The organism is Terriglobia bacterium (assembly GCA_020072645.1).
GTDB lineage: Bacteria > Acidobacteriota > Terriglobia > Terriglobales > Acidobacteriaceae > Angelobacter.
On sequence record JAIQGK010000019.1, the window covers coordinates 1 to 24132 of the forward strand.

General features: G+C 55.3%; 21 protein-coding genes. 14 read left to right on the plus strand and 7 right to left on the minus strand.

The window, feature by feature from the left end; genetic code table 11:
* The 6 genes from LAO76_23760 to LAO76_23785 all read left to right on the plus strand — a co-directional run.
* Positions 1 to 136, plus strand: a 136-nt coding sequence (locus LAO76_23760) for an IS481 family transposase (GenBank protein MBZ5493949.1), incomplete at its 5' end; no start/stop codon positions are given.
* Between the two features lie 10 nt (positions 137 to 146).
* The gene (locus tag LAO76_23765; GenBank protein ID MBZ5493950.1) at positions 147 to 1313 is read left to right on the plus strand and encodes a YncE family protein; all 1167 of its coding nucleotides are present in this window, start codon (positions 147 to 149) and stop codon (positions 1311 to 1313) included.
* 152 nt (positions 1314 to 1465) lie between these two features.
* On the plus strand, positions 1466 to 1945 hold the full coding sequence (locus LAO76_23770; protein MBZ5493951.1) for a hypothetical protein: 480 nt from the start codon (positions 1466 to 1468) through the stop codon (positions 1943 to 1945).
* Positions 1946 to 2064: 119 nt separating this feature from the next.
* Positions 2065 to 2922, plus strand: a complete 858-nt coding sequence (locus LAO76_23775; GenBank protein MBZ5493952.1) for a hypothetical protein — start codon at positions 2065 to 2067, stop codon at positions 2920 to 2922.
* A gap of 54 nt (positions 2923 to 2976) precedes the next feature.
* Complete coding sequence (locus LAO76_23780) at positions 2977 to 3501, plus strand: hypothetical protein (protein MBZ5493953.1); 525 nt, start codon at positions 2977 to 2979, stop codon at positions 3499 to 3501.
* A 104-nt stretch (positions 3502 to 3605) separates the two neighbouring features.
* Complete coding sequence (locus LAO76_23785; GenBank protein MBZ5493954.1) at positions 3606 to 6353, plus strand: Ig-like domain-containing protein; 2748 nt, start codon at positions 3606 to 3608, stop codon at positions 6351 to 6353.
* Between the two features lie 270 nt (positions 6354 to 6623).
* On the opposite strand, the gene LAO76_23790 is transcribed toward LAO76_23785, so the two are convergent.
* Genes LAO76_23790 through LAO76_23820 form a run of 7 tightly spaced genes read right to left on the minus strand, consistent with a single transcriptional unit; the run spans position 6624 to position 16294 of the window.
* A complete protein-coding gene (locus LAO76_23790; GenBank protein ID MBZ5493955.1) occupies positions 6624 to 9332 on the minus strand; it encodes a multicopper oxidase domain-containing protein in 2709 nt (902 codons plus the stop codon).
* Between the two features lie 14 nt (positions 9333 to 9346).
* A complete protein-coding gene (cdd, locus tag LAO76_23795; GenBank protein ID MBZ5493956.1) occupies positions 9347 to 10198 on the minus strand; it encodes a cytidine deaminase in 852 nt (283 codons plus the stop codon).
* The gene (locus LAO76_23800) at positions 10195 to 10944 is read right to left on the minus strand and encodes a hypothetical protein (GenBank protein ID MBZ5493957.1); all 750 of its coding nucleotides are present in this window, start codon (positions 10942 to 10944) and stop codon (positions 10195 to 10197) included. The genes cdd and LAO76_23800 overlap by 4 nt, the downstream gene beginning before the upstream one ends.
* A gap of 13 nt (positions 10945 to 10957) precedes the next feature.
* Complete coding sequence (locus LAO76_23805) at positions 10958 to 12937, minus strand: GMC family oxidoreductase (GenBank protein ID MBZ5493958.1); 1980 nt, start codon at positions 12935 to 12937, stop codon at positions 10958 to 10960.
* A complete protein-coding gene (locus LAO76_23810) occupies positions 12934 to 13470 on the minus strand; it encodes a sorbitol dehydrogenase family protein (protein MBZ5493959.1) in 537 nt (178 codons plus the stop codon). The genes LAO76_23805 and LAO76_23810 overlap by 4 nt, the downstream gene beginning before the upstream one ends.
* A gap of 17 nt (positions 13471 to 13487) precedes the next feature.
* Positions 13488 to 14828 (minus strand): hypothetical protein, encoded by a 1341-nt coding sequence (locus LAO76_23815; GenBank protein MBZ5493960.1) that lies wholly within the window; start codon positions 14826 to 14828, stop codon positions 13488 to 13490.
* A gap of 17 nt (positions 14829 to 14845) precedes the next feature.
* The gene (locus LAO76_23820; GenBank protein MBZ5493961.1) at positions 14846 to 16294 is read right to left on the minus strand and encodes an FAD-binding oxidoreductase; all 1449 of its coding nucleotides are present in this window, start codon (positions 16292 to 16294) and stop codon (positions 14846 to 14848) included.
* Between the two features lie 311 nt (positions 16295 to 16605).
* Here LAO76_23820 and LAO76_23825 point away from each other — a divergent pair, with 311 nt between their 5' ends.
* The 8 genes from LAO76_23825 to LAO76_23860 all read left to right on the plus strand — a co-directional run bounded on the left by LAO76_23825 (position 16606) and on the right by LAO76_23860 (position 24119).
* Entirely contained in the window at positions 16606 to 17280 is a 675-nt protein-coding gene (locus tag LAO76_23825) for an HAD family acid phosphatase (protein MBZ5493962.1), read from the plus strand.
* Positions 17281 to 17582: 302 nt separating this feature from the next.
* Positions 17583 to 19343, plus strand: a complete 1761-nt coding sequence (locus LAO76_23830; protein ID MBZ5493963.1) for an ABC transporter ATP-binding protein/permease — start codon at positions 17583 to 17585, stop codon at positions 19341 to 19343.
* Positions 19340 to 20113 carry a class I SAM-dependent methyltransferase gene (locus tag LAO76_23835; GenBank protein ID MBZ5493964.1) on the plus strand — a complete coding sequence of 258 codons (774 nt, stop codon included), beginning with the start codon at positions 19340 to 19342 and terminating at the stop codon, positions 20111 to 20113. Before LAO76_23830 ends, LAO76_23835 begins: the two co-directional genes overlap by 4 nt.
* A 26-nt stretch (positions 20114 to 20139) precedes the next feature.
* Entirely contained in the window at positions 20140 to 20973 is an 834-nt protein-coding gene (locus LAO76_23840) for a uridine kinase (protein MBZ5493965.1), read from the plus strand.
* A 41-nt stretch (positions 20974 to 21014) separates the two neighbouring features.
* Positions 21015 to 21788, plus strand: coding sequence for a hypothetical protein (locus LAO76_23845; protein ID MBZ5493966.1), 774 nt, complete (start codon positions 21015 to 21017; stop codon positions 21786 to 21788).
* 1248 nt (positions 21789 to 23036) lie between these two features.
* Complete coding sequence (locus tag LAO76_23850) at positions 23037 to 23276, plus strand: helix-turn-helix domain-containing protein (GenBank protein MBZ5493967.1); 240 nt, start codon at positions 23037 to 23039, stop codon at positions 23274 to 23276.
* A 49-nt stretch (positions 23277 to 23325) separates the two neighbouring features.
* The gene (locus LAO76_23855; GenBank protein ID MBZ5493968.1) at positions 23326 to 23553 is read left to right on the plus strand and encodes a helix-turn-helix domain-containing protein; all 228 of its coding nucleotides are present in this window, start codon (positions 23326 to 23328) and stop codon (positions 23551 to 23553) included.
* A gap of 233 nt (positions 23554 to 23786) precedes the next feature.
* A complete protein-coding gene (locus LAO76_23860; GenBank protein MBZ5493969.1) occupies positions 23787 to 24119 on the plus strand; it encodes a hypothetical protein in 333 nt (110 codons plus the stop codon).
* Positions 24120 to 24132 lie beyond the last annotated feature (13 nt).

Genomic DNA, 24132 nt, shown 5'->3' on the forward strand with positions numbered 1-24132 from the left:
GCAACACCGTCACGAACATCTTCTTCCCTGGCTTCACCATTACAACTGGCACCGTCCTCATGGTAGCCTCAACCATGTTCCACCTATCAGCCGCTCCGGCCTCGATCGGAACAACCTCTTGAGACTCCACATCTAACCCGGCTGGTGTGGCTTTAACCCCCGATGGAACGCGGGCTTACGTCAGCAATTCTCTTGGCGGTACAGTCTCAGTGATTGATACAGCCAGCAACACCGTGATTGCAACCATTAGCGTGGGCCGTTTTCTTGGACCAGCCGCGGTTACGCCCGACGGCAAAAGCGTCTATGTGCCAGGTGCCGTTGAAGTGGCGGTAATCAGCACGGCCACAAACAGCGTGGTGTCCAGGATTCCCACCCCAGCCCACGCGACCGCTGTCGCTATCACTCCCGACGGAACCCGCGCTTACGCGGTGGGCACCAACAATGTTGTTGTGATTGACACTGCCACCAACACAGTTCTGCAGTCCATAGGCGTAAGTTCGTCTGTGTCCTTCTTTCCTGCTCCGATTATTGCCATTACGCCTGGGGGAGACACTGTCTACGTAGGCGGCGGGAACAGTCCCGTTGTTCAGGCGATAGCTACCGCGAGCAACACCGTGGTGGCAACGATCCCCATCCCTGGGTCCTTCGTGTTCGTTGGTGGGCTTGCCATCACGCCGGACGGCAGCCGGGTCTATGTATCGAATGGATTTGACGCAGTGAGCATAATCGACACGGCCACCAACACACTGGAGCCTTCCCCGATTCAAGTCGGCCAGTTTTCAGCCGGAGTAGCGGTTACTCCGGATGGAGCGTCTGTCTATGTTGCAAACCAAGGGAGCAACAACGTCTCCGTGATTTCAACCGCTACAAATACTGTGGTGGCAACGGTACCGGCGGGGTTTAGTCCGTTCGCCATCGCGATTGCCAACCTGAGCACGCCCTTCTCCCGGTTCGCGATCAGCGGGCTGAGCGTGAACAAGAACGGATTTACGGAGTCGGGCACCTTCACCCTGGGCGCAAACAGCTCCGGACTGGACCTGGCGGCCCAGCCGCTCACCATCACCGTGGATAACTTCACGCTGACCATTCCAGCAGGTTCGTTCAAGCAAGTCGGGGGAAACATGCACTTCGTGTTCAGCGGGACCATTAACGGTTTGCCCGTGAGCATGACGCTGATGGCGACCGGGAGCACGAACAACAGTTTCAAGTACTCGGTGGCCGTCAACGGTGTAGACCTCACCGGCCAGCCAAATCCAGCAACCGTGGGACTGCAGATCGGAGAGAACACCGGCAGCACCACAGCGCCGTTCTAAGCAGCTTAAGGACGAAACAAGAAGCGGTAGAAGGCATTGGCCATCGGCCGTAACTTAGCTCTGGCCGGGGCAAAACGGCCATCGCGCTGTTTTGGGTTTCCTGGTTTGGCTAACTACTAATTACCAATTACTAAATACGAAAGGAGTTTCTTATGAGAAAGCATGTTCGGATCTTTGCAGTGTTGACTGTATGCGCTCTTGCCTTTGGGGCCTGGACCATGTTGAATGCGCAAAACCAAAATCAGGGCAATGGTTTTTCTGGCGGAACTTATCTGACCACCATCACAGATGCCAATACCAACGCATTTGCGTCGCGCTCGGTCATTACACTGAGCGCGGACCACGCCATGTCGTCCATTGACTCCGGACAGGGCGGGCCTGCCTTCCAGTTCAGCAGCCAGATGGGCACATGGGCCAATCCCGCCTCCGGCGTGGTGGGCCGGACCCTGGATTTCTCGTTCCCCAGCGCCGGCATCGCCCGCGTGGATTACGTCTTCACCACCATTAATAAGGACACGGCGAGCGGGACCATCACCCTGACCGTTTTCGGGCTGAATGACGATCCCCAGGGCAGCGGCGGGACCGTGGCAGGCCACTTCAACTTCACCGGCGTAAAGGTGACCGCGCAATAACTACTGTTCCGGCCGTTGTCCATCGGTCGGGCGATATCGGGAGCAGGGATTGTGAGCAACAGTCCCTGCTCTCAGATCCTTTGGTTTTGCGAACCGCTTTTCCCTGAAAGGAACGAACTATGTCTAGAAAGTTTTTTCTCTCCCTGTTGCTTTTCGCCGGTCTTCAACTTTCCGCGCAGACTTTCCACTTCCAGATTTTTGACGTGCCCAACAGCGCTTCAACCGAAGCGGACAACATCAATGCTCGCGGAAATATTGCAGGGTTCTTCTTCGACCATGCCGGCGTTCAGCACGGCTTCTTTTTCACCTCCATCTCAGGCAATTTCACGCAAATTGATTTTCCCGGCGCAACCGTTACCAAGACCGTGGGATTGAATAATCGTGAAGACATTGTGGGCGCGTTCACTGACGCCTCAGGAAACCAGCATGGATTGCTGCGCGACGGCATCACCGGCGCTTTTTCCCAGATCGATTTTCCCGGCGCGGTCTCCACGCAGGCGCTCAGTATTAATGACGCGCGAGAGATTGCCGGCAGCTTCAATGACACGGCAGGACGCACGCATGGATTTCTGCTCAGCTCCGGCGTCTTCACGCAGATCGATTTTCCCGGCGCGACCGGCACGTTTATCTTCGGCATCAACGATCACGGAGATCTCGCGGGCGCTTTCACTGACGCATCGGGGAACTTTCATGCGTTTACCCGGCAGGGCGGCGTCTTTACTCCAGTCAACTTCCCTGGGACTACCACCTTCTCCTTTGCTTTCGGCCTGAACGCCCGGCCCAACATCGTTGGCAGCTTCGGGGACGCTTCCGGAAATGGGCACGGCTTCCTGGAGCAGAATGGTGTCTTTATTCAACTGGATTTCCCCGGCGCGGCTTCAACCGATGGCGATGGCATCAACGCCGCGGGCGTGATTGTCGGCGATTTCTTTGACAACGCCGGCGTGGAACACGGATATATCGCGACCAAACAATAACTATCGAACCGGACTTTGGGCTCTTGTCATTTCACTTTAAGAAAGGAAATTACCATGACAGTACTTATTCAGAAACTATCAAAGCTGCGTTTTGCCGCAGTAATTCGCGTAGCGCTCGCGCTGTTTATCGTTGTCTTCGGAGCCGGCGTCACGCTCGCTCAAACCCAGCAGGTATCGTTCACCGCCACCGGCACGGCAGTGATTACGGGCGTGACGAAGCTGCCCGGCGGACTGACCCAGTTGACTGGCACCGTTTCTGGCAATGCGACGCACTTGGGGGACGTCACGGGGCCAATAACACGTATCCAGGATAATCAGGGGAACTTTGGCACCACTGAAGTTTTCATCGCGGCTAACGGGAAGGACAGCATATTCCTTTCCGTGAGTGGGACCTTTCAGGGTAAGGGCGGGGGCGATAAGTGTGTGATCACTTCCACAGGAACGTACACAATTACCGGCGGGACGGGCGCCTTCGCCAATGCCACAGGGAGCGGGACAATCGCGACGACGATCGACTTGTGCGCTGGTACCGCCATCGGGACATATACGGGAACGATCTCGCAGCCGAACTCGAACTAGAGAGAGTCTTGCGTAGCACTCCGACCCAGGCACGCGCCGGTTTTCGCGTGCTTGGGTGAGAAAGTCGTGCCGTCTACTGCAGCTTTTTGAAAGGATCAATACCTATGTTTAGAAAACTCCTGCTGCTCGTAATGCTTGCCACAGGTTCCACCATCATTCACGCTCAGACCATCGTCCCCATGTTTGGCGGCAATGCCCAGCATACGGCCATCTACACTCCTGCGGCGCAGCACTTGAATTCCATTCACTGGTCTGCCTCGATCGACCTGAACAACACCGGGGCGCTGGCGCACTATGGCGCTCCGCTGATAACGCCGGCCAACACCATCGTCGTTCCGCAAAAGACGGGTTCCAGTGGCGGCTTCCAAATCAACGTCTTCAATGCCGTCAATGGGGCCGCGATGTACTCGCTAACCACGGACTACACCCAGCCTTCGCACAACTGGATTCTTCCTTATCAGCCGGCGCTGGCCGTCAACTCCGTGGACACGCGGCTCTACTACCCCGGGAACGGCGGGACAATCTACTACATTGATAATCCCGATTCAGTCAGCCACGGCGCTCCGGTGCAGCAGGTCTTCTATACGACTCTGGCGAACTACCAGGCGAACGCCTCGGCCTTCAACTCCACCGTGTTCATCAACACGCCCATCACAAGCGACTCAAGCGGCAACGTGTTTTTCGGTTTCCGCGTGCAGGGCACCGCGCCCGCGCCGCTCAGCACTACGCAAAGCGGGTTTGCGCGCATCGATCCCAACGGCAACGCCACATTTGTTCTTGCCGGAAACGCGGCCGCTGACGCAACCATCGGGCGCGACACCCACAACTCCGCTCCCGCGCTCAGCAACGACGGCACTACCGTCTATGTAGTAGTGAAAGGCGCAAGCAGTGACACCTATGGCTACCTTCTGGGGCTTGACAGCACTACGCTGGCCACCAAGTTCAAGGTCTTCCTGAAAGATCCACGCAACAACAACGCCAATAACGCTGACATCATCGACGACAGCACGGCTTCACCCATGGTCGGCCCGGACGGAGACGTCTATTTTGGCGTTCTCGGCAATCCCTTCAACGGCTCGCGCGGCTTCTTGCTTCACTTCAGCTCCGATCTAACTGTGGAGCATCCGGCAGGCGGCTTTGGCTGGGACAACACTCCCGCTATCGTGCCCGCGAGCATGGTGCCTTCTTATACCGGGACTTCGAGCTACCTGATCTTCAGCAAGTACAACAACTACGCCAATGCCGGAGGCGACAGCGCTGACGGCGTGAACCGCATCGCCCTGCTCGACCCCAACGCAACCCAGGTGGATGCGCATGCCTCATCCAACGGCATGTTGATCATGCGCGAAGTGCTGACCGTGATCGGCCCGACGGCAGACGTGGAGAACCGTTCGACCACGCTTCCCCTAGCCGTGCGTGAGTGGTGCATCAACACCGCCGCAGTCAATCCTGCTACCAACAGCATCTTCACGCCCAGTGAAGACGGACGCACCTATCGCTGGAACCTGATCACCAATTCTTTGTCGGAATGGGTGACGCTGGGGCCGGGAGTGGGCGAGCCTTATGTGCCCACGGTGATCGGCCCGGACGGCACAGTCTTTACCCTTAACGGCGGCACGCTATGGGCGCTGGGAAATCTGAGCGGTGTGGGCGTGGCCGTGAGCTCTTCCACTCCTGACGTGCGCTCCGCCGTGGTGGGACAGTCGCTTACCTTCACTGCATCGATCACCAACACCGGCGGCTCCGGCCCGACTCCAACTGGAACGGTGACTTTTAGTGACACAACCTACGCCGTAGTGAATTCCACGCTGCAAACGACCACTGTCACGCTGGCTTCCAATGTGCCGCTGGACGCCAACGGCCATGCGACGTTCACCAGTTCGTCGCTCACGGCTGATCAGCATTTCATCACTGCGCAGTACAGCGGCGATTCCAACTTTATACCCGGCAGTTCTTCTCTGGTGCAGTCGATTCACGCAGGCGCGTCGTCCACGGCTCTGGCTTCATCGCCGAATCCGTCCGGTGTGGGCCAGTCCGTTACTTTCACCGCCACTGTTGCTTCTGTGCCCCCGGCCGCCGGCACTCCCACGGGCCAAGTGACTTTTTCACAGGGCAACACCGTGCTTGCGCAAGCGCCATTGAACTCCAGCGGACAGGTCTCATTCAGCACCTCGGCGCTCGGCGCAGGCAGTGACACCATCACTGCGACCTACGCTTCCGATCCGTTATTCGCGACGAGCAGCGGCAGCACCCTGCAAACTGTTCAGAGCTCCTTCACTACCACTACGACTGCAGTTTCATCGGCCAATCCTTCTGTTTTCAGCCAGTCGGTGACCTTCACTGCCACTGTTAGTTCCAGCGGAGGCGTGCCTTCCGGCACAGTCACGTTTAAAGATGGCACCACGACGCTGGGGACTTCCACGCTTGATGGCGCAGGCCACGCAACCTTCACCACCTCGACCCTCGCCGTCGCTTCGCATTCCATTACCGCTGCGTACAACGGCAACTCTACTTTTAATCCGAGCACATCTTCTGTCCTGACTCAGACCGTAAATAAGGATGGGACCACCAGCGCGGTGACTTCATCGCTCAACCCGTCGAACCACGGCCAGAGCGTCACTTTCACCGCGACTGTAATAGCCAGTTCTCCGGGAACGGCTGTGCCTGGAGGGAGCGTCACGTTTAAAGATGGAACCAAGACACTTAGCACCAAAACTTTGAACTCTTCCGGCCAGGCCACGTTCTCGACTTCCACCCTGGCTCGGGGTAGTCATTCGATAACCATTGTCTATGGAGGCAGTACCAGCTTTCTGGGCAGCACTTCACCGGTGCTTACGCAGACGGTGAATTAGGAAGAACTAAGATTGGGTAATTTGATGATTGAGTCATTCGAAAATCAAATTACCCAGTCGCCCCTGCTGAAGAATCAAAGCGACGAGTTTTGAGGAAAGCAGTGTCGGAAACTGTGAGAGTTGAGTTTGTCTCACGTGATGGGTTCAAATTTACAAAGCCTGCGAGTGCCGAAAGGAATTTTGTCTCAACGACGCGGAAAACCGCCTTGCGAGAATCTTTGCTCGCAAGGCGGTTGTTTTCCTATGAATGATTGGTTCGTCCCCTGCGCATCAGTGATGCGAATACGGTGACACGAGCGGCGCCACTTCCACCACGGTCATCATCCCGCGATCTTCATGCGCCAGGATGTGACAGTGAATGACATACCATCCCGGATAATCGACAAAGCGGCTGCGCAGCTTGAAATAACCCTTGATCGTGATCTGCGTGCCATCACTCTTCTTTGCGGAAACGCCCGAAGGAATTGGAAAGACGTCCCACCAGATTCTGTGCGTGGCTGGCACTGTGGCGCGGCAAGGCTTCCACGTGGCAGGATTATCGGGATTCACCAGGCACTGTCCCGGCTGAAGCGGAGCGCTGCTATTGGTGGAAACGACGTACATCGGCGTCTTTCCATCTGCCAGCGGCGCGTTCGGGGCGAAGACCTCCGTGACCTGGAATGGATTGATATGAATGTGGAATGGATGCGAAATGAAGGTTGAGTTGTTCGTGACCGTCCACTCTTCAACATTATTTAAGAGCACGGCCACACCAACCTCACCGCTGAACTGTTTACCGTTGATGCTGTGGACCGCTGCCGGCGACTTGGGCGGAGGTCCGTTGTTGAACTGCTGCGGAATCGTGCCGAAGTCGATGACCTGCGTTCCCCTAACTTCGTTGTCAGTTATATCGTTCAGGTCGGGAGGAAAGGTCTTGGCTGGCGAGGCGTCAGGGAATGGCATGTTGACCGGCGTGCCCGCCACCTTGATCGTCGCCAGGGCAATGTTGAATGGTCCACGGTTCGGCGGATTGGGCTCAAGATCGCTCGGATCAACCGTGTTGTGGACCTGCAGAGGATACGTACATCCGCCCGGCGTTGTGCACGGTTTGGCCTGCACCAGCAGATCAATACGGTTGCCTCCGGCCAGGATGAACCCTTTGTTGCTGCTATTCGCGTAGTTGTCAGTGTAGAGTTGGACGCCATCGATGGCTAGCGTCTTCCAGTTCACTCCTTGCGGAGCGAGGAAGAGAACACCGGCGCGGCTTGAGGCATTAAGGATGCGCCACATCTGCACCTCGCCAGGCTTCATGCTGATGATCGGATTCGTGCGGCCATTCAAAGAAAAGTCCGGCCCCTTGTCCTGTCCTGCCCCGCCCTTGAGGTTAGGCGAAGTGCCAAACTGGTCGATGACGAGCACCGGCTGGGTGCGCGTCCATTCTTTTGCGTAGGCCTTGTAGACTTCATTGATTTCGTCGTCGTACTGGCCTTCAATGATGAACGCGCCGGCGAATCCGTTGGCCACGTCGATGGTGGTGGAGCCGTGCTTATGCGCATGATACCAGTGCGTACCCGGCGATTGCCCCATTTTCAGTGGTCCACCTTGTTCGGTGACGGAGAGGGCCTCGATCCCCTGGTGCGCTTCCATTTCTCTCATACCCGCGCCTCCCTTGGCCGGCGGCGTAGGAACCACCTCGGGAAACTTCGGCAGCCTGAAGCAGTATGGAAAGCTGCCGATGTAGTACTGCGGCCAATCCTTGCGATCGAGCGATGCCTGGTTGACAGGCCAGAGCTTGTTGCCGATTTCCGGTTGCTGGTCGAACCTCTGCAGAAGTTCCTTTTGCATGTCAGTGTACGCTTTTGGGAGATCGTCCCAGGTCACCGGCCATTCCACATGCGATCCCTTGGACAGCTCCGCCTCGCACTTGGTGAAAAACTCATCGAAATTTGGCGGCTGGGGCGGCGCAGGATTGCCGGTGAGTCGCTTGGAGGAGAGTACCTGCAGAAAAACATTGTCTCCTGTGGAGTTGGGATTGGTGTGAGTGCCATGGAAGTGGAAATTCGCCGTGGTTGAGCCGTGAAAGCAGTTCGGAAAGTTGTCGTTGCCAGGATATCCCGCTGAGGTGCTTTCGCAAGCATTTCTATCGCCGGAGTCGATCGACTGGCCGAACTTCGACGGGTCGATCTCGTTCAGAAAGGTCAGCTCAATGAAATCGCCGACACGCGCCCGCAACGTGGGTCCGAGCATCGGATCGGCGAGGCCTTTCGTAGGCGGCGGGAATGGCGTGGTGGTGTTCGGGCTTCGAAAGGTACGAACCCATTCGGGGAAGCAGGCCTGGAAGTTCTGCGGGTCGCCGGGCTGGGAAGCCTGTGTCTTCGGTGGCTGCTTGCTCGGATCAACCACGTATGTCAGCGGATAGCGCATCGGCATGCGGACCTGCTCGGTTCCCGCGATCAGTGTTGCCCGTAGCCTGCCATCCTTGGAAACGATCTCCGGAATCCTGACCAGTGGCTGCTGCGGTGGTAAACACGGAATCTGGCTGGTGCTTGGGGGCGCATTTTGTCCGGCTCCCGGCGTCTTCTGTCCCTGCCCTTGTCCCTGGCCGTGGCCCGGCGTCTTTTGTGCGTGCGCCGGAACGGCCAACCATCCACTCAGCCAGAGCACAATGAACAAAAGGGCAAGCGGCGGCATGGGAACCACGGCCTGAATGATGATCTTTCCAATCTCTCCTTTGTGCTTGGTGCAGTGATATGTGAGCGTGCCAGTCTGAGACGGTGCAACGTAGTCGGTCTTCGACGTGAGAGAAGGCAGAATTTCATTCGAGGTGTAGCTGCCATCGTCTAAAGCAACCTGGTGCGTGTCATTGGTATGGTTGCTCCAGGAGACGATCGAACTGGGGGGAGCGTTCAGCGGATCTCCTGGTTTAGAGCCAGGCAGATCGGGCTGAAACGCCGCTACACCACTGCTGCCGGGGACGATCTTGATGGAAAAATCAGGCATGGTGCTTCTCCTCTTTATTTGTGTGGCGCATGCGCCTGGTATGTACGGAGTGGAACCGATGTAATCGCGCGCAGAACATCATGCGTAGCGGAGGCTTGGCTGGCTTTGGAGCCCACTGCTTCAACCAGCACCGCGTCAACAATATCGCCGTAAGCCTTGCCGCCCGAAATCACCAAACTGACGACGGCCGCTTCCAGTGGCGACATACTCGGATTGAATGCTGCGTTCTCAGCGACCGGGCCAGTGAAAATGCTGCCATCGCTGGTCTTCAGGGCAACTCCGGCATAGCTGAAAGTGTAAGGCGCGTAGGAGGCATTCGCTGCCGCCAGCGCGGCTTTTACCACGGGATCGCCGGTTGGCTGAGCAAGCGTCATGCCATGCGACTGCGGCGACATCAGCGCCGCGGTAACCCCCAGGTCGCCCGGTCCGAATGCGTCCGGGATCAACGATGTCAGCGGAGTCGAAGGCGTATTCGGGAGAAGAATCTGCAGCGTCGAAGCCGTGGTTAGTTCATACAGAAATTGCCGGCAATAACCGCACGGGGCGGCGGAAACTGCGAGCATCTGCATTCCAGTCTCGCCACAGGAGATCGCATGGGCCGTCGCAGCCTGCTCTCCATGGACGGTAAAACTGAGCGCCTGGCCCACGAACTCATAATTCGCCCCAAAGTAAATACTGCCGCTTGCACCAAGAGCTACTGCTCCGACGAAGAAGTTTGAGATGGGCGGGATGGCGTACTTTTGGGCCAGTGGGACAAGCGCAAGCATTAATTGTTCAATGGACATGCCCGACGAGCGAAGGAACTGCGCGACTACCGGCGCGGCAATAGCGCCATGGGTTACCGGCGGCAGTTGTCCGGTGCTCATCCGACGAATGCCTCCGGACGCAGGAAGCCGGCGAACCGCTTGAGTACCGATGTGGTCATATAAGGATGCATCGTAGATCCCGGAACAGTCTGCACGAACAAGTCACCGTGCGCTTTAAGAAACTCCTGGTACACCGGCTCCTTGGTGTGGGCAACGAAAGCGTCGTGGTCCTTCCATGCAGAGTTGTAAGTCACCGCGTCAAGTTGCATCGGCGGGATAGCGGGGGAATCCGGCGACTCATCGGCAAAGCTCACCGTATACATGTATGTACCCGGCTCTATCTCCTTCACTGCTTTGACATAGTCAACCAGCGCCGCCGCTACTTTTTTCCGGTTGCCCGGCTTCATTACCCAGCGCGCCTCCACCTGGAACACATTGGGGTCCACCTGCTGGGGACGAATGAATCCAACTGCCAGTTCGAGCGCCTGTACGATGACGAACGGCGAAGTTGGTCCGTACATGTTCAGAAAAAGGCTGCCGTATTTGGCGATGAACTTCTTCAGGTTCGGCCCGCTGTTGTGGGCCATGAATGCTTTGCGGTCCTTATAGCCTTCAACGAACGCCACCTGTACCGGCGCGGGCGGCGGAAAGATATTGATGCCCGGATCAAAGTTCGGCGTGTGGATCAGATAGAGCCATGTGTCCGGCTCGGAGCGCTCAATTTGCGCTGCGAGTTCGCCGAGCGCTGCATACGCCTTCGGCTCATTGCCGGGCACGATTGACCAAAAAGCATTGATGAGATACATGACGATCCTTTCTTCAGGAACCGAGAGCGGCAAGGATGCTTCGCGCCGATTTAAATGCCAGACCCATCAGAGTCAGCGTGGGATTTGCAGTGCAGACGGTCGGGAAACTGCCGCTCCCGACGATCCACATGTTCTGCACATCATGCGAGCGCTGACTCGCGTCAACGACCGAGGAACTCGGATCGACGCCCATGCGGTGTGTCCCCACTACGTGGCCCGCGCCATAGTAGTGGTAGTTCACGCCCTGATATGTGAAGTCGCCTGCGCCCCCCACTCCGTTTATGGTGAACTCCGTCGCGCCCATCCGCTCGTAGACTTTTGAGCAGACGTAGGAGGCCATGCGGAAGCCTTCCATCGTGTACGGGTCTAAACCATACTCGACCTTCGGCCGCGGGAGGCCAAGACCGTCAACGTTGTTCGGCTTGCCGGTCGCCTTGTCGACATCGAGCGTGACGCGGTTCTCGGCGAGAGGCGATTGATCGAACATGCAGGCGATGCGGAACTGGCGAGTAAAAATGTTGTTGAGTTGCTGCACCAGCTTCAGGCCCCCAAGGCGAACCGGCTGGCCGCTCCCTCCCGGAGGAGGGTTAACGTTCGAATTGTTTGTTCCCTGGATGAAGTCCATCGTCGTCGTGTAGGGATCGCCCTTCGAGAAGTTCCATCCCTCGTTGCCGATTTCCATGCGAAACGACGCCCGGTATTTGCGAAACTCGCCGTCGCGAAGCGATTCGATGCCCGAAGTGGCTAGCGGGCCGCGATAGCCGAAGATCGGTTGCGGAGCGAGGGCCCAGGTCAGGTAGAGCGGGTGATCCATAAGATTGCGGCCCACCTGGTCACTGCTGTTAGCGACGCCCTTTTGGTTGTTCGACAGCAGAAGCAGCTTCGCGTTTTCAATGGCGTGGCAGGCCAAGACGTAAAGCTTTCCAGTGACAGACTTGGAGACCTTGGTCAGGTTGCCCTTGTCATCGCGCGACCACTGGTAGTAGTCAACGCGCGTTGCGTTCTTGCCTTCGACCGCGACGTTGTACGCCACTGACTGATAGCTCACCGTCACCTTGCCGGTGTCGAGGGCCTTGCCGAGTGTGACGGTCGGATCCCACTTCGCCTGAATGGGACAGATGGGGATGCAGTTGGTGTTGCCGGCGCAAACGCGGCGATCGTCGTACGGCTCGGAGTTGCGGCCTTGCGGTGTCGGCGAGACGAAGACGTCATACAGCGTCGGGTCCGAGCCGCCGGGCGTGTTCGGTAGCGTGCCCGGTACCTGGAGACCCGCCACGGCGCTGCTGACGGCCTGATCGACCAGGCTCATTGGGATCGCCTGCATGGGGTACTGATAGCCCGGCGGATAATTCAGGCCGACGACTTCCAGCGGCTCCTGCTGAGCCACGCTGGCAGCGACGCCGATCTCTTTTTCCGCCAGCCCCCACAGCTCCTGCAACTCGGTATAGTCGAGCGGCCAGTCGCGGCCGTGGCCGTACTTCGTCTCCAGGCGGATGTCATTTTCCAACTCGCGCAGCGACGTGCCGAGCCAATGCCAAGATGTTCCGCCGCCGTTGCGTTCATAGGTGCTTGAGAACTGGAGACCGCGCACGTCGCCGGTTTTTGGGTCTGCCGGCGGGTTTTGCGGATTGGGATCGTTCTTATGGAGCTCGGTGAACGGCTCCTGCTGCACCAGATAGCTGACATCGGGGGCCTTGCCGATGGACAGCACCGTTGCGCGCGGCGTGGGCAGAGTTGCCGGATTGGGCAGCTCGCCGACGGGATTGAACTTCGAGCCTTGGCGTCCGGCGAGCGCAGGGTACGGCGATTCGGGCGTCTTAGCCAGTGCGAGGTAGAAATTCTCCATGTACTCCTCGCGGCTGTCAGGAACGGCCAGCCCGGCTTCAAGAATCAACACTTTCTTGCCGGCCCGGCCGAGTTCCTTGGCGATGAGATTACCGGAGACGCCAGCGCCGAGGATGACCACGTCATATTGCGGAGTAGTTGGGCTCATTGTCCACCACCGTTGCCGGTGTTCACCCCGAAACTGGACAGTGATCCGGGCTGCTGGCTCCAGTAGCCAAAAGTGAAAGCGCTGTACCCCATGGGGTGCGACTGCATGACGCGCCAGACTAAACCATTGGTGTAGGCGACCGAAGAGATGACTTGCAGCGGCGGTGGCGCGAATCCGCCTCCGCCCAACACGCCCGGTACATACCACGAGCCGAGATACCACATGGCGACGATGCTTTGGGCGAGTTGCGCCTGCGCCGATGGCGAGGAGCCGCTCGTTTCAAGCAGCGTATCGGCGATCTGCTGTGCCGGTTTCGTCTTGATGGCGCGATAGGCGTTGAGGAGCGACGTCATTGCCGCTTGACCCACTTGCGCGACGGCGAAGACGTAATACTCACGCGCCAGGCCGAGCGGATCGAGTGCCGGCTTGAGGACGCTTGATTGGAAGCCGGTCAGCGCCGCCGACATGTCGGCAAAGTCCTGAATCTCGGAGTCGGGGATCGGTGGGGGTGATGGTATTGTTCGACGGGTCATGGTTTCAGCCTTTCTCTCTACTGGGCGCGTTGCAGGACGTAGGTGAAGTCGCTGGGCACCGGCACGGTCATGGTGGCGTTGTTATGGCACTCGATGCAGTTCGACGAGACGTTCGGCACCGTCCCCTGGATATAGGTCTCAAGGGTTGTGTTGGCGAGGAACGTTGGGGCTGGCGCGCCGAACGGCTGCTTCGGGTCGGTGGGCCACATGGTGCTGATCAGTTCATAGTTCTGCCAGACAGATTTCGGATTCACGCCCTTCAACTGCTTCTGTGCGTCGACATTGCGGGTGGCCGCGCTGGCTGCATAGATGGGAAAATTGAACTGGTTCATCCGCACTATCTGGCTGTGGAATGTGCTGACCATCGTCGGCTTCCACGGACGCGGCGGAACCTGATTCATCTTGCAGGCTTTGCACTTCGGATTGTAGTAGTTGTAACTCGCCTTGAGCTTGCCGCTCTTGACCTCGGCATCGGTCGGCACATTGTCCACGTGCTCGAAAGTCGACCAGAGCCACTGCGGCGCGGCCTGCGTCTTGTGGCCGATGTGCATGCCGACCAGCCCCGCCGTCTGGATCGTGCACCGCGCCGGGTATTTGGGATTTTCCGATGCTGGCGTGTAAACCAGCACCTTCTCGGAATGGAAGCGGGCCTTATCGGCAGGGGAGATCATCTTCCACGCGGTCTTGACCATGATGGCTCCTTCGACCAGCGTCTTTCCCGTGCTGTCGATTGAGCCCGACGTGAAATTGACCGGTGGCGTGAAAGCCTTCTGCCCCGCCTTCGAGTAGAGCGAATTGGACAGGATGTAGTCGAACATCGTCTTGTTGACGAGGATCTGGAAGCGTGTGAAGACGCCGTGCTGGTCGATGATCGGGCCGGTGTTGAACGGCTGGCTGTTCGCCGAGACCACCGAGGGCGTCAGCAGGTTCTTGCCGATCTGCATGAGCATGACTACTGGCAGGTTCCCTTTGTTGACCGACTTGCAGGCGTCAGGGATGTTCACCGAGCCGTTCCATGTCGGCCGCGCACCCCCCGGAAGGAAGACATCGCTCACGTCGCGGTAATGCTCCCACACGGTGTCATTGTCGCCATTGCTGCCGATGGTCTTCTTGGGATCGCCATTGCCGTCCGGTCCGGGCGGCCAGTTCAGGGCGATAAAGGTATTCCATGAGTAGACGTCAAAGTCAGGCTGGAAGGCATCGATCGAAACGGTTTTGGCCGTGACATTAACGTCGCCGGGAATAGCTGGGCTGAGTACGATTGGCGGTGGTGGCGTCGGCGACGCCCCCTGCGGTCCAGCATGTAACAGCAACGCTGCGGTTAATAGCAGCGCCGCAACGAAAACGAGCTTCTTCATGGCTCCTCCGGCTTGGCTTAAGCGATGAATGTTTGAAATAGCGGAGCGAAATTACCGGGCGTGGGCTCGAACGGCGAGCCGATCGCCTGCTGGAAGGTAAAACGATTGTTGGGATCCCATTGCTTCTTGATCCGAACCAACTCGTTGTAGTTGCCGCCGTAATACTCTTGCTTCCAGTTGGTGAGCAGCGGATCGATGTAGTTGACGTAGGCCCCGGTGTCATGCGGCTTCATTGCTTCGCCCAACGCATAACCCCACTGAACGTTCTGTCCTAACTGGTCGTCGTTCGCCCAGATAGACTTTACTTCCCACAGGAAGCGGGCTTTGCGGTGCCAGAATGACGTGCCATCCGGTTTCACCTGCTCGATCTTGCCTCCCATGTGCGTCCACACCAGAAAGCTGTTGGGTGACGGAGCGCTCGCCATGGATTCAGTCAACGTGGTAATGGCTGCCGGCGTGAAGGCTTTAGGAGGCATGAAACCCGAGCGGATATAAGCTTGTTTTCCCCCAACGTTGGTCAATAAGCCGTTGAATATCTCGAAGTCGGGCAGCGTCATGTCGTAAAGGCTGATGAAGATATTGGGAAATTTCAGGATCGGCGCGATCAGGTCCATCCCCTCACGTGTGTCGCCGTTGAAGATTGGCGTAAGGCCAATTGAGTTGACGAGAGTATCGGGATGCGCCGGAAGCGCCACCTTTCCCATGTAACCGTACACCGCCAACTTGTCGGGAACGGTCTCTATCCACTCGTTGTAAAAGCCGTAAACTTCCTGCGCCGCCTCTGCCGGATAGCGGATTTGGCCCACCAGCATTGTCTTTGTCAAAGGCTTGTGCACGCGCAGCTCAAAAGCCACGGCGATCCCAAAGTTTCCGCCGCCGCCGCCACGGCACGCCCACCAGAGATCGCGGTCTTCCTTCGATTTGGAATCGGCGGAGATTCTGCGCAATTGGTAGTCTGGGGTAACAAGGTCAATGGAAACCAGGTTGTCGACGCTCAGGCCGTAAGAGCGGGAAACGAAGCTCAGTCCGCCGCCGAGCATAAAACCGGGAATGCCAACCGTGGGGCAACCGCCCCCGATCGGAATAAATCCAGTATTGCTGCTTTGCAAATAGATGTAGATGTCACGCCAGCGGTTCCCAGTCTCCGCCCAACAGACCTGCCGACCAGCGTCGAAACGCTTGGCCTTCATGTTGGTGAGATCAATGACCAGCCCACCCTGGTTCAGGCAGTAACCGGCTGCACTGTGCCCGCCGCCGCGTACGGTGAAAGGCATCTCATGTTCGACCGCAAATTTATAGGATGTAATGACGTCCTGCGCGTTCGCGCACATTGCAACGGCGCCGGGACGAAGATCAATACGGCCGTTGTCAATGACTAGTGACTGGTCGTAACCGGGATCGCCCGCTTGAAGTAATCTACCGGTGAGCTGACTGCGAAGCTTATCAATATCGTTCTTAGAGGTCACGTGCAGGTGAAGCCTAAATGACTTCTTGCGGCGCTGGCAAGTTATTTTTGTACTTAGTACAAAAATGATTGAGGGCCCGATCATTCGAAGTAAACAATCTCGGTCAACTGCAAGCACCATTCTGTATTTTTGCGAAATGAGATGGCGAGAGGATGATCGCGCTACTTACTTGTGTGCATTGCATTGCTCACTAATTGAAAATTATTAGCAAAAATAAAGCTGCCCGATGTAAGTCTGGCCTTGCAATGTTGCCTTTACTGATTTATCCATTGCCAGGACTATTCATTCGTTAGAGGCACAAAATGAGATCTGTGACAAAAGCAATCAGCTTGATCTGCATTTTCGCGTTTACGCTCTTCGGGCAGACAAATTCAAGTCCTGGACGATGTTCAGCATCACTAGAGCCGGAAAATCACGCAATCGTTGTTGATCGGCTCATTCGTTATCACGACTCCGGAGAGTACGATCTGGAAATCAGGAAAGTTGCAAACAATGCCAGAGATTACCTTGACGTGCGGGCGAAGCATGCTTCAAAAGATGAAAAACTTGCAGCCGTATTCGATATCGATGAGACGTCCCTTTCGAACTGGGATGTTATGTCCGGCTGCGGGTTTTGTTCATATCCATCTCAAGTGAAGCTCTACCCTAATGCTCAGGGATCCGCAATCATTCCAGTTCTTGAACTCTTCAGCTATGCCAAAAAAATGGGTGTTACCGTGTTCTTTGTTACTGGGCGCCAAAATGCGCAGCGTGAAGCGACGATCAAAAGCCTGACTGATGTTGGTTACTCCGGTTGGGCCGACCTTGTCATGCAACCCGATGGCAACAAGAAACCTGCTCGCGAGTTCAAGTCACTTGACCGGCAGCTGATTGAGGACAAGGGATATCACATCGTTTTAAATATTGGCGATCAGGCCAGCGATTTGGCGGGTTGCTGTGAAGAACGCGTATTTAAACTGCCCAATCCCTTTTACTTGATTAATTGAGACAATTACTTTTTGGGTCTCGGCTGGTTTGCGTTGAAGAATTGATTCATTGCGTGGCGGAAAAAGGCCGGCAATGCCCATCGGTCATAGTGTGGCGTAAAGAATTCGGGTCCATTTTTGCCGAGGCACTATTCTTCTTCTTTTCAGCAACCTGTTTCTTCAGAGACCGAGGCTAAAATACAACTGCTTTGGAACGTGCATCCGCAAAACCACAACAGCCGTCTTCCGGCTCGCGAAAGAGCAGCGCATTTACGTTGCAGCATAAGCTTGCCGCGCTGCGTACTGTTCCGGGATTTCTTCGGATGGCCTGGGCCGCTCATCACGGATACATGGCGGCTACGATTGTCCTGCGTCTTCTGCGCGCAGTGGTCCCAATCGCCACCCTTTGGGTGGCCAAATTGATTATTGACGCCGTTGTATCCGCGCGCATGGGGCAGCCGAATGCATCGCGATTATGGATGCTGGTTGGAGTCGAACTGCTGATCGTAACTATTGGTGAAGCTTTGGACAAAGCTTCTACAGCGGTAGAAGCGCTCTTTGGTGAACTCTGCTCGAATTATCTGAGCGAGTGCCTCATATCGCAGGCGGCGGCGCTCGATTTAAGCCATTTTGAAGACCCCGCTTTTTATGATCGCCTGGAGCGTGCGCAGCGGCAAACCACCGGACGCATTGGCCTGCTTACCCAACTCCTCTCCGTAGCCCAGGATTTATTGACTCTCATCTCGTTAGCTGTGGCAGTCTTCGTTTACAGCCCATGGCTCTTGCTTCTATTGCTGATAGCGGTAATTCCCGGTTTCCTGAGTGAAACCCATTTCAGCGCGCTTGAGTATTCACTTTTTTATCGGATGACGCCGGAACGCCGGCAGCTGGATTATTTGCGGTCGCTCAGCGCGGGAGACAAGACCGCAAAAGAGGTCCAGATATTTGGGTTGGCGCCATGGTTGCTTGGCCGTTATCGAAAGCTGGCTACGCACCTGCATCTAGCAAATCGGAATCTGGCTATCCGCAAAGGGATGGCCGCGGTCATGTTCTCACTGCTGGGAATTGCCGGATATTATGCCGGATATGTATTGATTCTGTGGCGTGGCTTTTATGGCTTTATTACGATCGGAACGCTCACATTTCTTGCTGCATCTTTTGCGCGTAGTCGCACCACGACGGAGAGAGCCTTGCTTGCAGTCGGCAACATCTACGAACAAGGTCTTTATATGCGTGACCTGTTTGCGTTTCTTGAGATGAAGCCCACGATTGTTTCTGTTATCGGGGCGCCCTCTGTTCCAACACAACTTAAGCAGGGATTGTTCTTTGAAAATGTCGGGTTTCAATATCCATTGAGCGACAACTGGGCCGTGCGCGGCATCAGCCTGCATATCGCGCCCGGAGAAAAGATTGCCCTGGTTGGAGAAAATGGAGCGGGTAAGACTACACTTGCCAAGCTGGTCGCTCGTCTTTATGACCCTACTGAAGGGCGCATTCTGCTGGATGGAATTGACCTCCGCGAATACGACCTTGAATCAGTGAGACACGCTGTTGGAATCATTTTTCAGGATTTCGTTCAGTACGATATGCGTCTTGATGAAAATATCGGCGTGGGAGAGATTAACTCAGTCCTGAAGGAAATCGATGGTGAACAGACAGCCCCGGCGATTATGGAAGCGGCAAAAAAATCACAAGCCGATTCCTTGGCCCTGGGCCTTCCTCTCGGATATAAGCAGATGCTGGGGCGGCGTTTTGAAAATGGAATTGAACTCTCGGGCGGAGAGTGGCAGAAAATCGGACTGGCGCGCGCTTACATGCGTCAGGCCCAGATCATTATTCTGGACGAGCCTACTGCCGCCCTGGATGCACGCGCTGAATATGAGACCTTCACGCGATTCGCTGATTTGGTTTCAGGACAGATAGCATTGCTTATCTCGCATCGCTTCTCAACTGTGCGCATGGCTGACCGTATTGTCGTTCTTCAGAAGGGAACAATTCTGGAACAAGGAACGCATACTGAACTGTTGTCGCAGAACGGGCTTTATGCAGAATTGTTTCGGTTACAAGCGGAGGGGTACCGTTGAACGAAACGGCTTCAGCCTTCGATGCCGGCGCTTCCAGTTTTGAGAGATTCCGCGCCCTGCCTGATGGTGTGCCGGAAGCTATCCGCTCAACAATTTACGACACAGTCCATGTTCCATCGCCGGCTAGAGTACTGGATCTTGGCGCTGGAACGGGACGGATTGGAAGAATATTTGCGCAAGCTGGTGACTTATATTGCGGCTTGGATGCCTCTCTCGGGATGCTGCAAGAGTTTCGGCGCAATGCAAAGAATAGTTTTCTTGTTCAGGCAAACGGAGAGCAGTTGCCGTTCCGGGACCATGCTTTTGATGTTGTGCTCCTGATGCATGTGTTAGGCGGTACCAGAGATTTCCAGGCAGTGATTCAAGAAGCGCGCCGGGTCTGTAATTCGGATGGTGCTATTGTAGTTGGTCGCACAGCTAGCCCTGAATCCGGCATTGATGCTCAGCTAAAAAGACAGTTGAAGTTAATATTGGAACAGATGGGTGTTGTTTGGCATCGACCGCAAGAGTCATATCGCAAATCGCTGGCGTCTCTGGAAGCAATCAGCAGGCGCCGTATTCACATGAGCGCGATCTCGTGGAATGTAACCGCAACCGCACGCGATTTTTTGCTACGACATCAAACAGGAGCGCGATTTGCAACTTTGCCAACCGCCACTCAAGAGCGCGCCCTTGAACGATTGACCACGTATACAGTAAGTAACTTTGGCGCTTTGGATAAAACCTTTGAAGAGCAACGTAGCTTTGAACTGGACATTTTTGTGTTTTGATTTTAAAAAAGCGACGCAGAGAAAATATGGACGATAAGAACGCGATTCTTCCCGGACTGGGAAAGCAGCTCATCCTCAATTCCTTGACAGACGCATCAGTGCAACGAGCCACCGAAGAAACCCCCGATTTCGCAATCTTGCCATGGGTCAATGTGGTCAAAATAGGTGGTCAGAGCATCATGGATCGCGGACGCGCCGCGGTTTATCCGCTCGTGAAGGAAATTGTAGACAATCTTGACCGGCACAAAATGATTCTTGGAACGGGGGCCGGAACGCGAGCGCGCCATATTTACAGCCTGGCCATCGATCTGGGGCTTCCAACCGGAGTGCTAACCGTGTTGGGCACCGCGGTTGCGTGGCAGAACGCTCAAATGCTCCATTATCTCCTGGCCCAATATGGCATTCCTTTCGTTGAGCCTGAAGGCTTCAGCACCCTGCCTCACTACTTGATGGAACGAGGTGCGGTTGTTTGCCAGGGAATGCCGCCTTACAAATTGTGGGAGCCAAATCCCGAGACTGGCCGAATACCGCCGCAGCGCACTGATACTGGTTGCTTTCTGGTTGCTGAGGTCTTTGGCGCTCGAAAGATGATTTATGTGAAAGACGAAGATGGCCTTTATTCAGCGGACCCTAAGAAACATCCCTCTTCTGAATACATCCCTCGCATTAGCGTTGAAGAACTGCTGGCGCGAGACCTGGAAGACTTGATTGTGGAACGGGCCGTGTTGGAGTTCATGGTCCGAGCACGGAATATTCACGAAATCCAATTCATTAATGGCCTGAAGCCAGGTCAACTCACTGCGGCACTCAATGGCGAACCTGTAGGAACCATTATTTACAAAGACAGAGGTACAAAGTGAGCTTCGACCACTCTAAGTCACAACATGTCACTTCAAGCTTGATGCGTGAGTCATTGGTGGATAAAGACGTGATCGCCAGAACAGAAGCTCCGGTCACTTCCATTTTGCCGGATGTGAACGTAATCCAGATAGGCGGGCATTCGATCATGGATAGAGGACGATCAGCGCTGCTCCCGCTGTTGGACGAGATCATAGCGAATCAGGCCCAGCACAGAATGATCATTGGAGTAGGTGCTGGTGTACGTTCACGGCATATCTTTTCAGTGGGCCTTGATCTGGGACTGCCCACCGGCGCTTTGGCTGCTCTTAGCGCCAAAGATTCGGCGCAAAACGCTTACATGGTCTCATGTTTATTGGCAAAACACGGATTCGTATATCTGGAGGCTCCCTTTGTAGTCCAGCTGCTGCCTGCGATGCTGGCTGCTGCGCGCGGCGCTGTTTTCAACGGAATTCCTCCGTATTCTTTATGGGAGCATCCGCCGCATTTGGGAAAACTCCCGCCCCATGGAAGTGACGCGGGATCATATTTGATCGGCGAAGTTTTCGGGGTCCGGAATGTGATCTTTTTAAAAGATGTTGATGGCTTGTATTCGGACGATCCGAAAGTTGATCCCGCCGCGGAGTTTATTCCTCAAGCAAAGGCACAGGAAATAATTGACAAGAAGTTCCGCACACTTCCAATTGAGCCAGTCGTACTTGAGTTGTTGACGCGAGCAAAATTGGCGCGTAGCGTCCGTATCATCAATGGCCTGGTTCCGGGTAATCTCACACGCGCTTTGAAAGGTGAAGCAGTCGGCACCTTAGTTCAAAAATGATCAGGGATTTAGAAGCTTACCACCCACGACTATACCTTGGTAAAAAACGAATATTCAAAGAGCGGACTTCGGAATGGAGTGAACCCAAAGTGAGACACGGTGTAGGCAAAATCCTTGTTCGCCAATGACGCAACAATTTCCTGAGCGTTCTCTTAGCTGCGCGTGCAGAAGTTTCCAGGTGATGTCATTTCAAATGGCGGTGAGAGGATAAGTAATCAGTGGAAATCGTTGCGATGCTATCTAAAAGGATTTGAACCTCCGACCCCCTGGTCCCGAACCAGGTGCCAACCCTTATTGAAACTATTGAAATTTGAGGTTCTTAAGAGATTGATATTGAACCTATTGCGCACCGCTTATTGAAAGCTGTTGCGATTTGTTGAAGTCGTAGGCTTTCTCAGCACAAAATCGTCTACAGGTGTCCGGGGTGAACCTCGTCCTTGAGACAGGTTTTATTGCGACAGCTTGCAGCATCATTAATTAGTAAACCCTTCACGTGATACAAACTCGCTTCCCAAAGTTTTCGACACTGCTTCTTCACAGCATTATCTCATTGATTCTTCAGCAGGTATGGGTCTGGGAAAGGACGGCGTCTTGAATCCCTGCTGCCATCAACGTAGAAGATTTCTCCTCGCTCGGAGGAAAGAATCTTATGTAGCACCAACTGTTGTAGCCCCAGTTTCTCGCTAGGCGTCTTCCTTGAACTCTTCCGGCGAAGCGATAACCCAAGGCTGAGTATAACCGTTTCTGGTTGTAAGAACGCTCGATGAACTCCTCGATGTTGCTCCGCAGTTGATCGAGAGCCCGGTACTGATTGGCGCAAATCACGCCCAGGTCTTATTGGCGGTTCGTGGCAATTTAGCGAGAGATTCTGCCACTTTTCCTATCTGGGCCCCGCAAGTTTCGGAACCATTTCCATGTTGAAAGACCACGAATTTCCTTTCTGCTGTCACTAGTTATTTGTGTTGTGAAGGACTGTATATTTTTAAATGTTTATACCCAATTTGGATTCATAAACATAATCTAAAGTGATTCAGGCTTTTACAAAAAGTCCGATTAACAGAGGTTTCAGTATAGATTATTACGGTGCGTAACAACTCGACGCCAAGTGAGTGAGAGATTGCATGCGCGGTGTGATGTCTCGAATCGGCGATGAAGTCAGTTTTGCCCCGGCTTGCTCCTCTTAGCATTGCTCCGGCCCAATCCCCGGCCGGTCTGCACTTAGCCCATTGAGACCTTCAAGGAGTCTGCATGCCGGACGATTACCGCATTCGCAAGGTGCTGGAATCACTCGAAGATGACCCAACGACAAGTGTTCGTGAACTTGCCACCCGGGTGAATCTTAGCCGCTCACGGCTGGGACACTTGTTCAAACTTCAAATGGGCGTGGATCTGAGTCATTTTCTCGCGAATGAGCGGCTGGAGAAAGCAGCGGAACTCTTGCGGCAAACCGATCTCTCAGTCAAGGAGATTGCGGCACGGAACGAATGATTAAGACGCCGAAGACTCAGAAGTGGATGTTGAGTCTGGGAGGAAAACAATGGACCAGAGCGCACACGGACATCCAGAACCTTACGTCAGCCCGGAAGAGGCGGCGGCATTCTTGAAAATAAATCGCCTGAAGATCATTCGCATGGCGCGTTCCGGTTCGGTGCCGGCGCATCCGCTTGGGGCCGGAAAGAGAAGGCAGTGGCGATTCAAACTTTCAGAGCTTGATAAGCACATGCAGGGTGGTATAGAAACAACGCACCCGCCCGTGCGCCAATGAAGGGAATGTAAATGGCGCAACGGTATCAAGACGGGCATCTCAGAAGAGCGAAGCGCAAGCGCGGAGCTGACGTGTGGGAGTTTCTATGGCGAGAATGCGGGCCGAATGGCAAGCGGCGACAGAGAACTCTCACAGTAGGCAGCGTGGACGAGCTTCGCACTGAAAGGGAAGCCCTAAACAGAATCCAGCTCTTGCGAACGAACATTAACCGTGATCTTCCAAGATCGGCACTGATGACGTTCGAGGATCTGGTCAATCACTACCGCCAAACGGAATTGCTGGCGGACAACAAAACCGAGAAGACCAGGAGCACATACTTGGTCTATCTCAAAAACTGGATCCTTCCGACCTGGGGCAAAGAGTACCTGCACAGCATTAAGCCGGTAACAGTCGAGCATTGGCTCAGGAATCTGGGAGGACTCAGCAACGGAAGCAAGTGCAAAGTCATAAACATTATGTCAGGAATCTTCAGTCACGCAATCCGGTATGAATTCGCAGATCGAAACCCAATCACTGCGGTCCGGCAATCTGGCAAGCGCGAAAACGTTCGGTTCTACTCGAGATAGCGGAACTGCATCG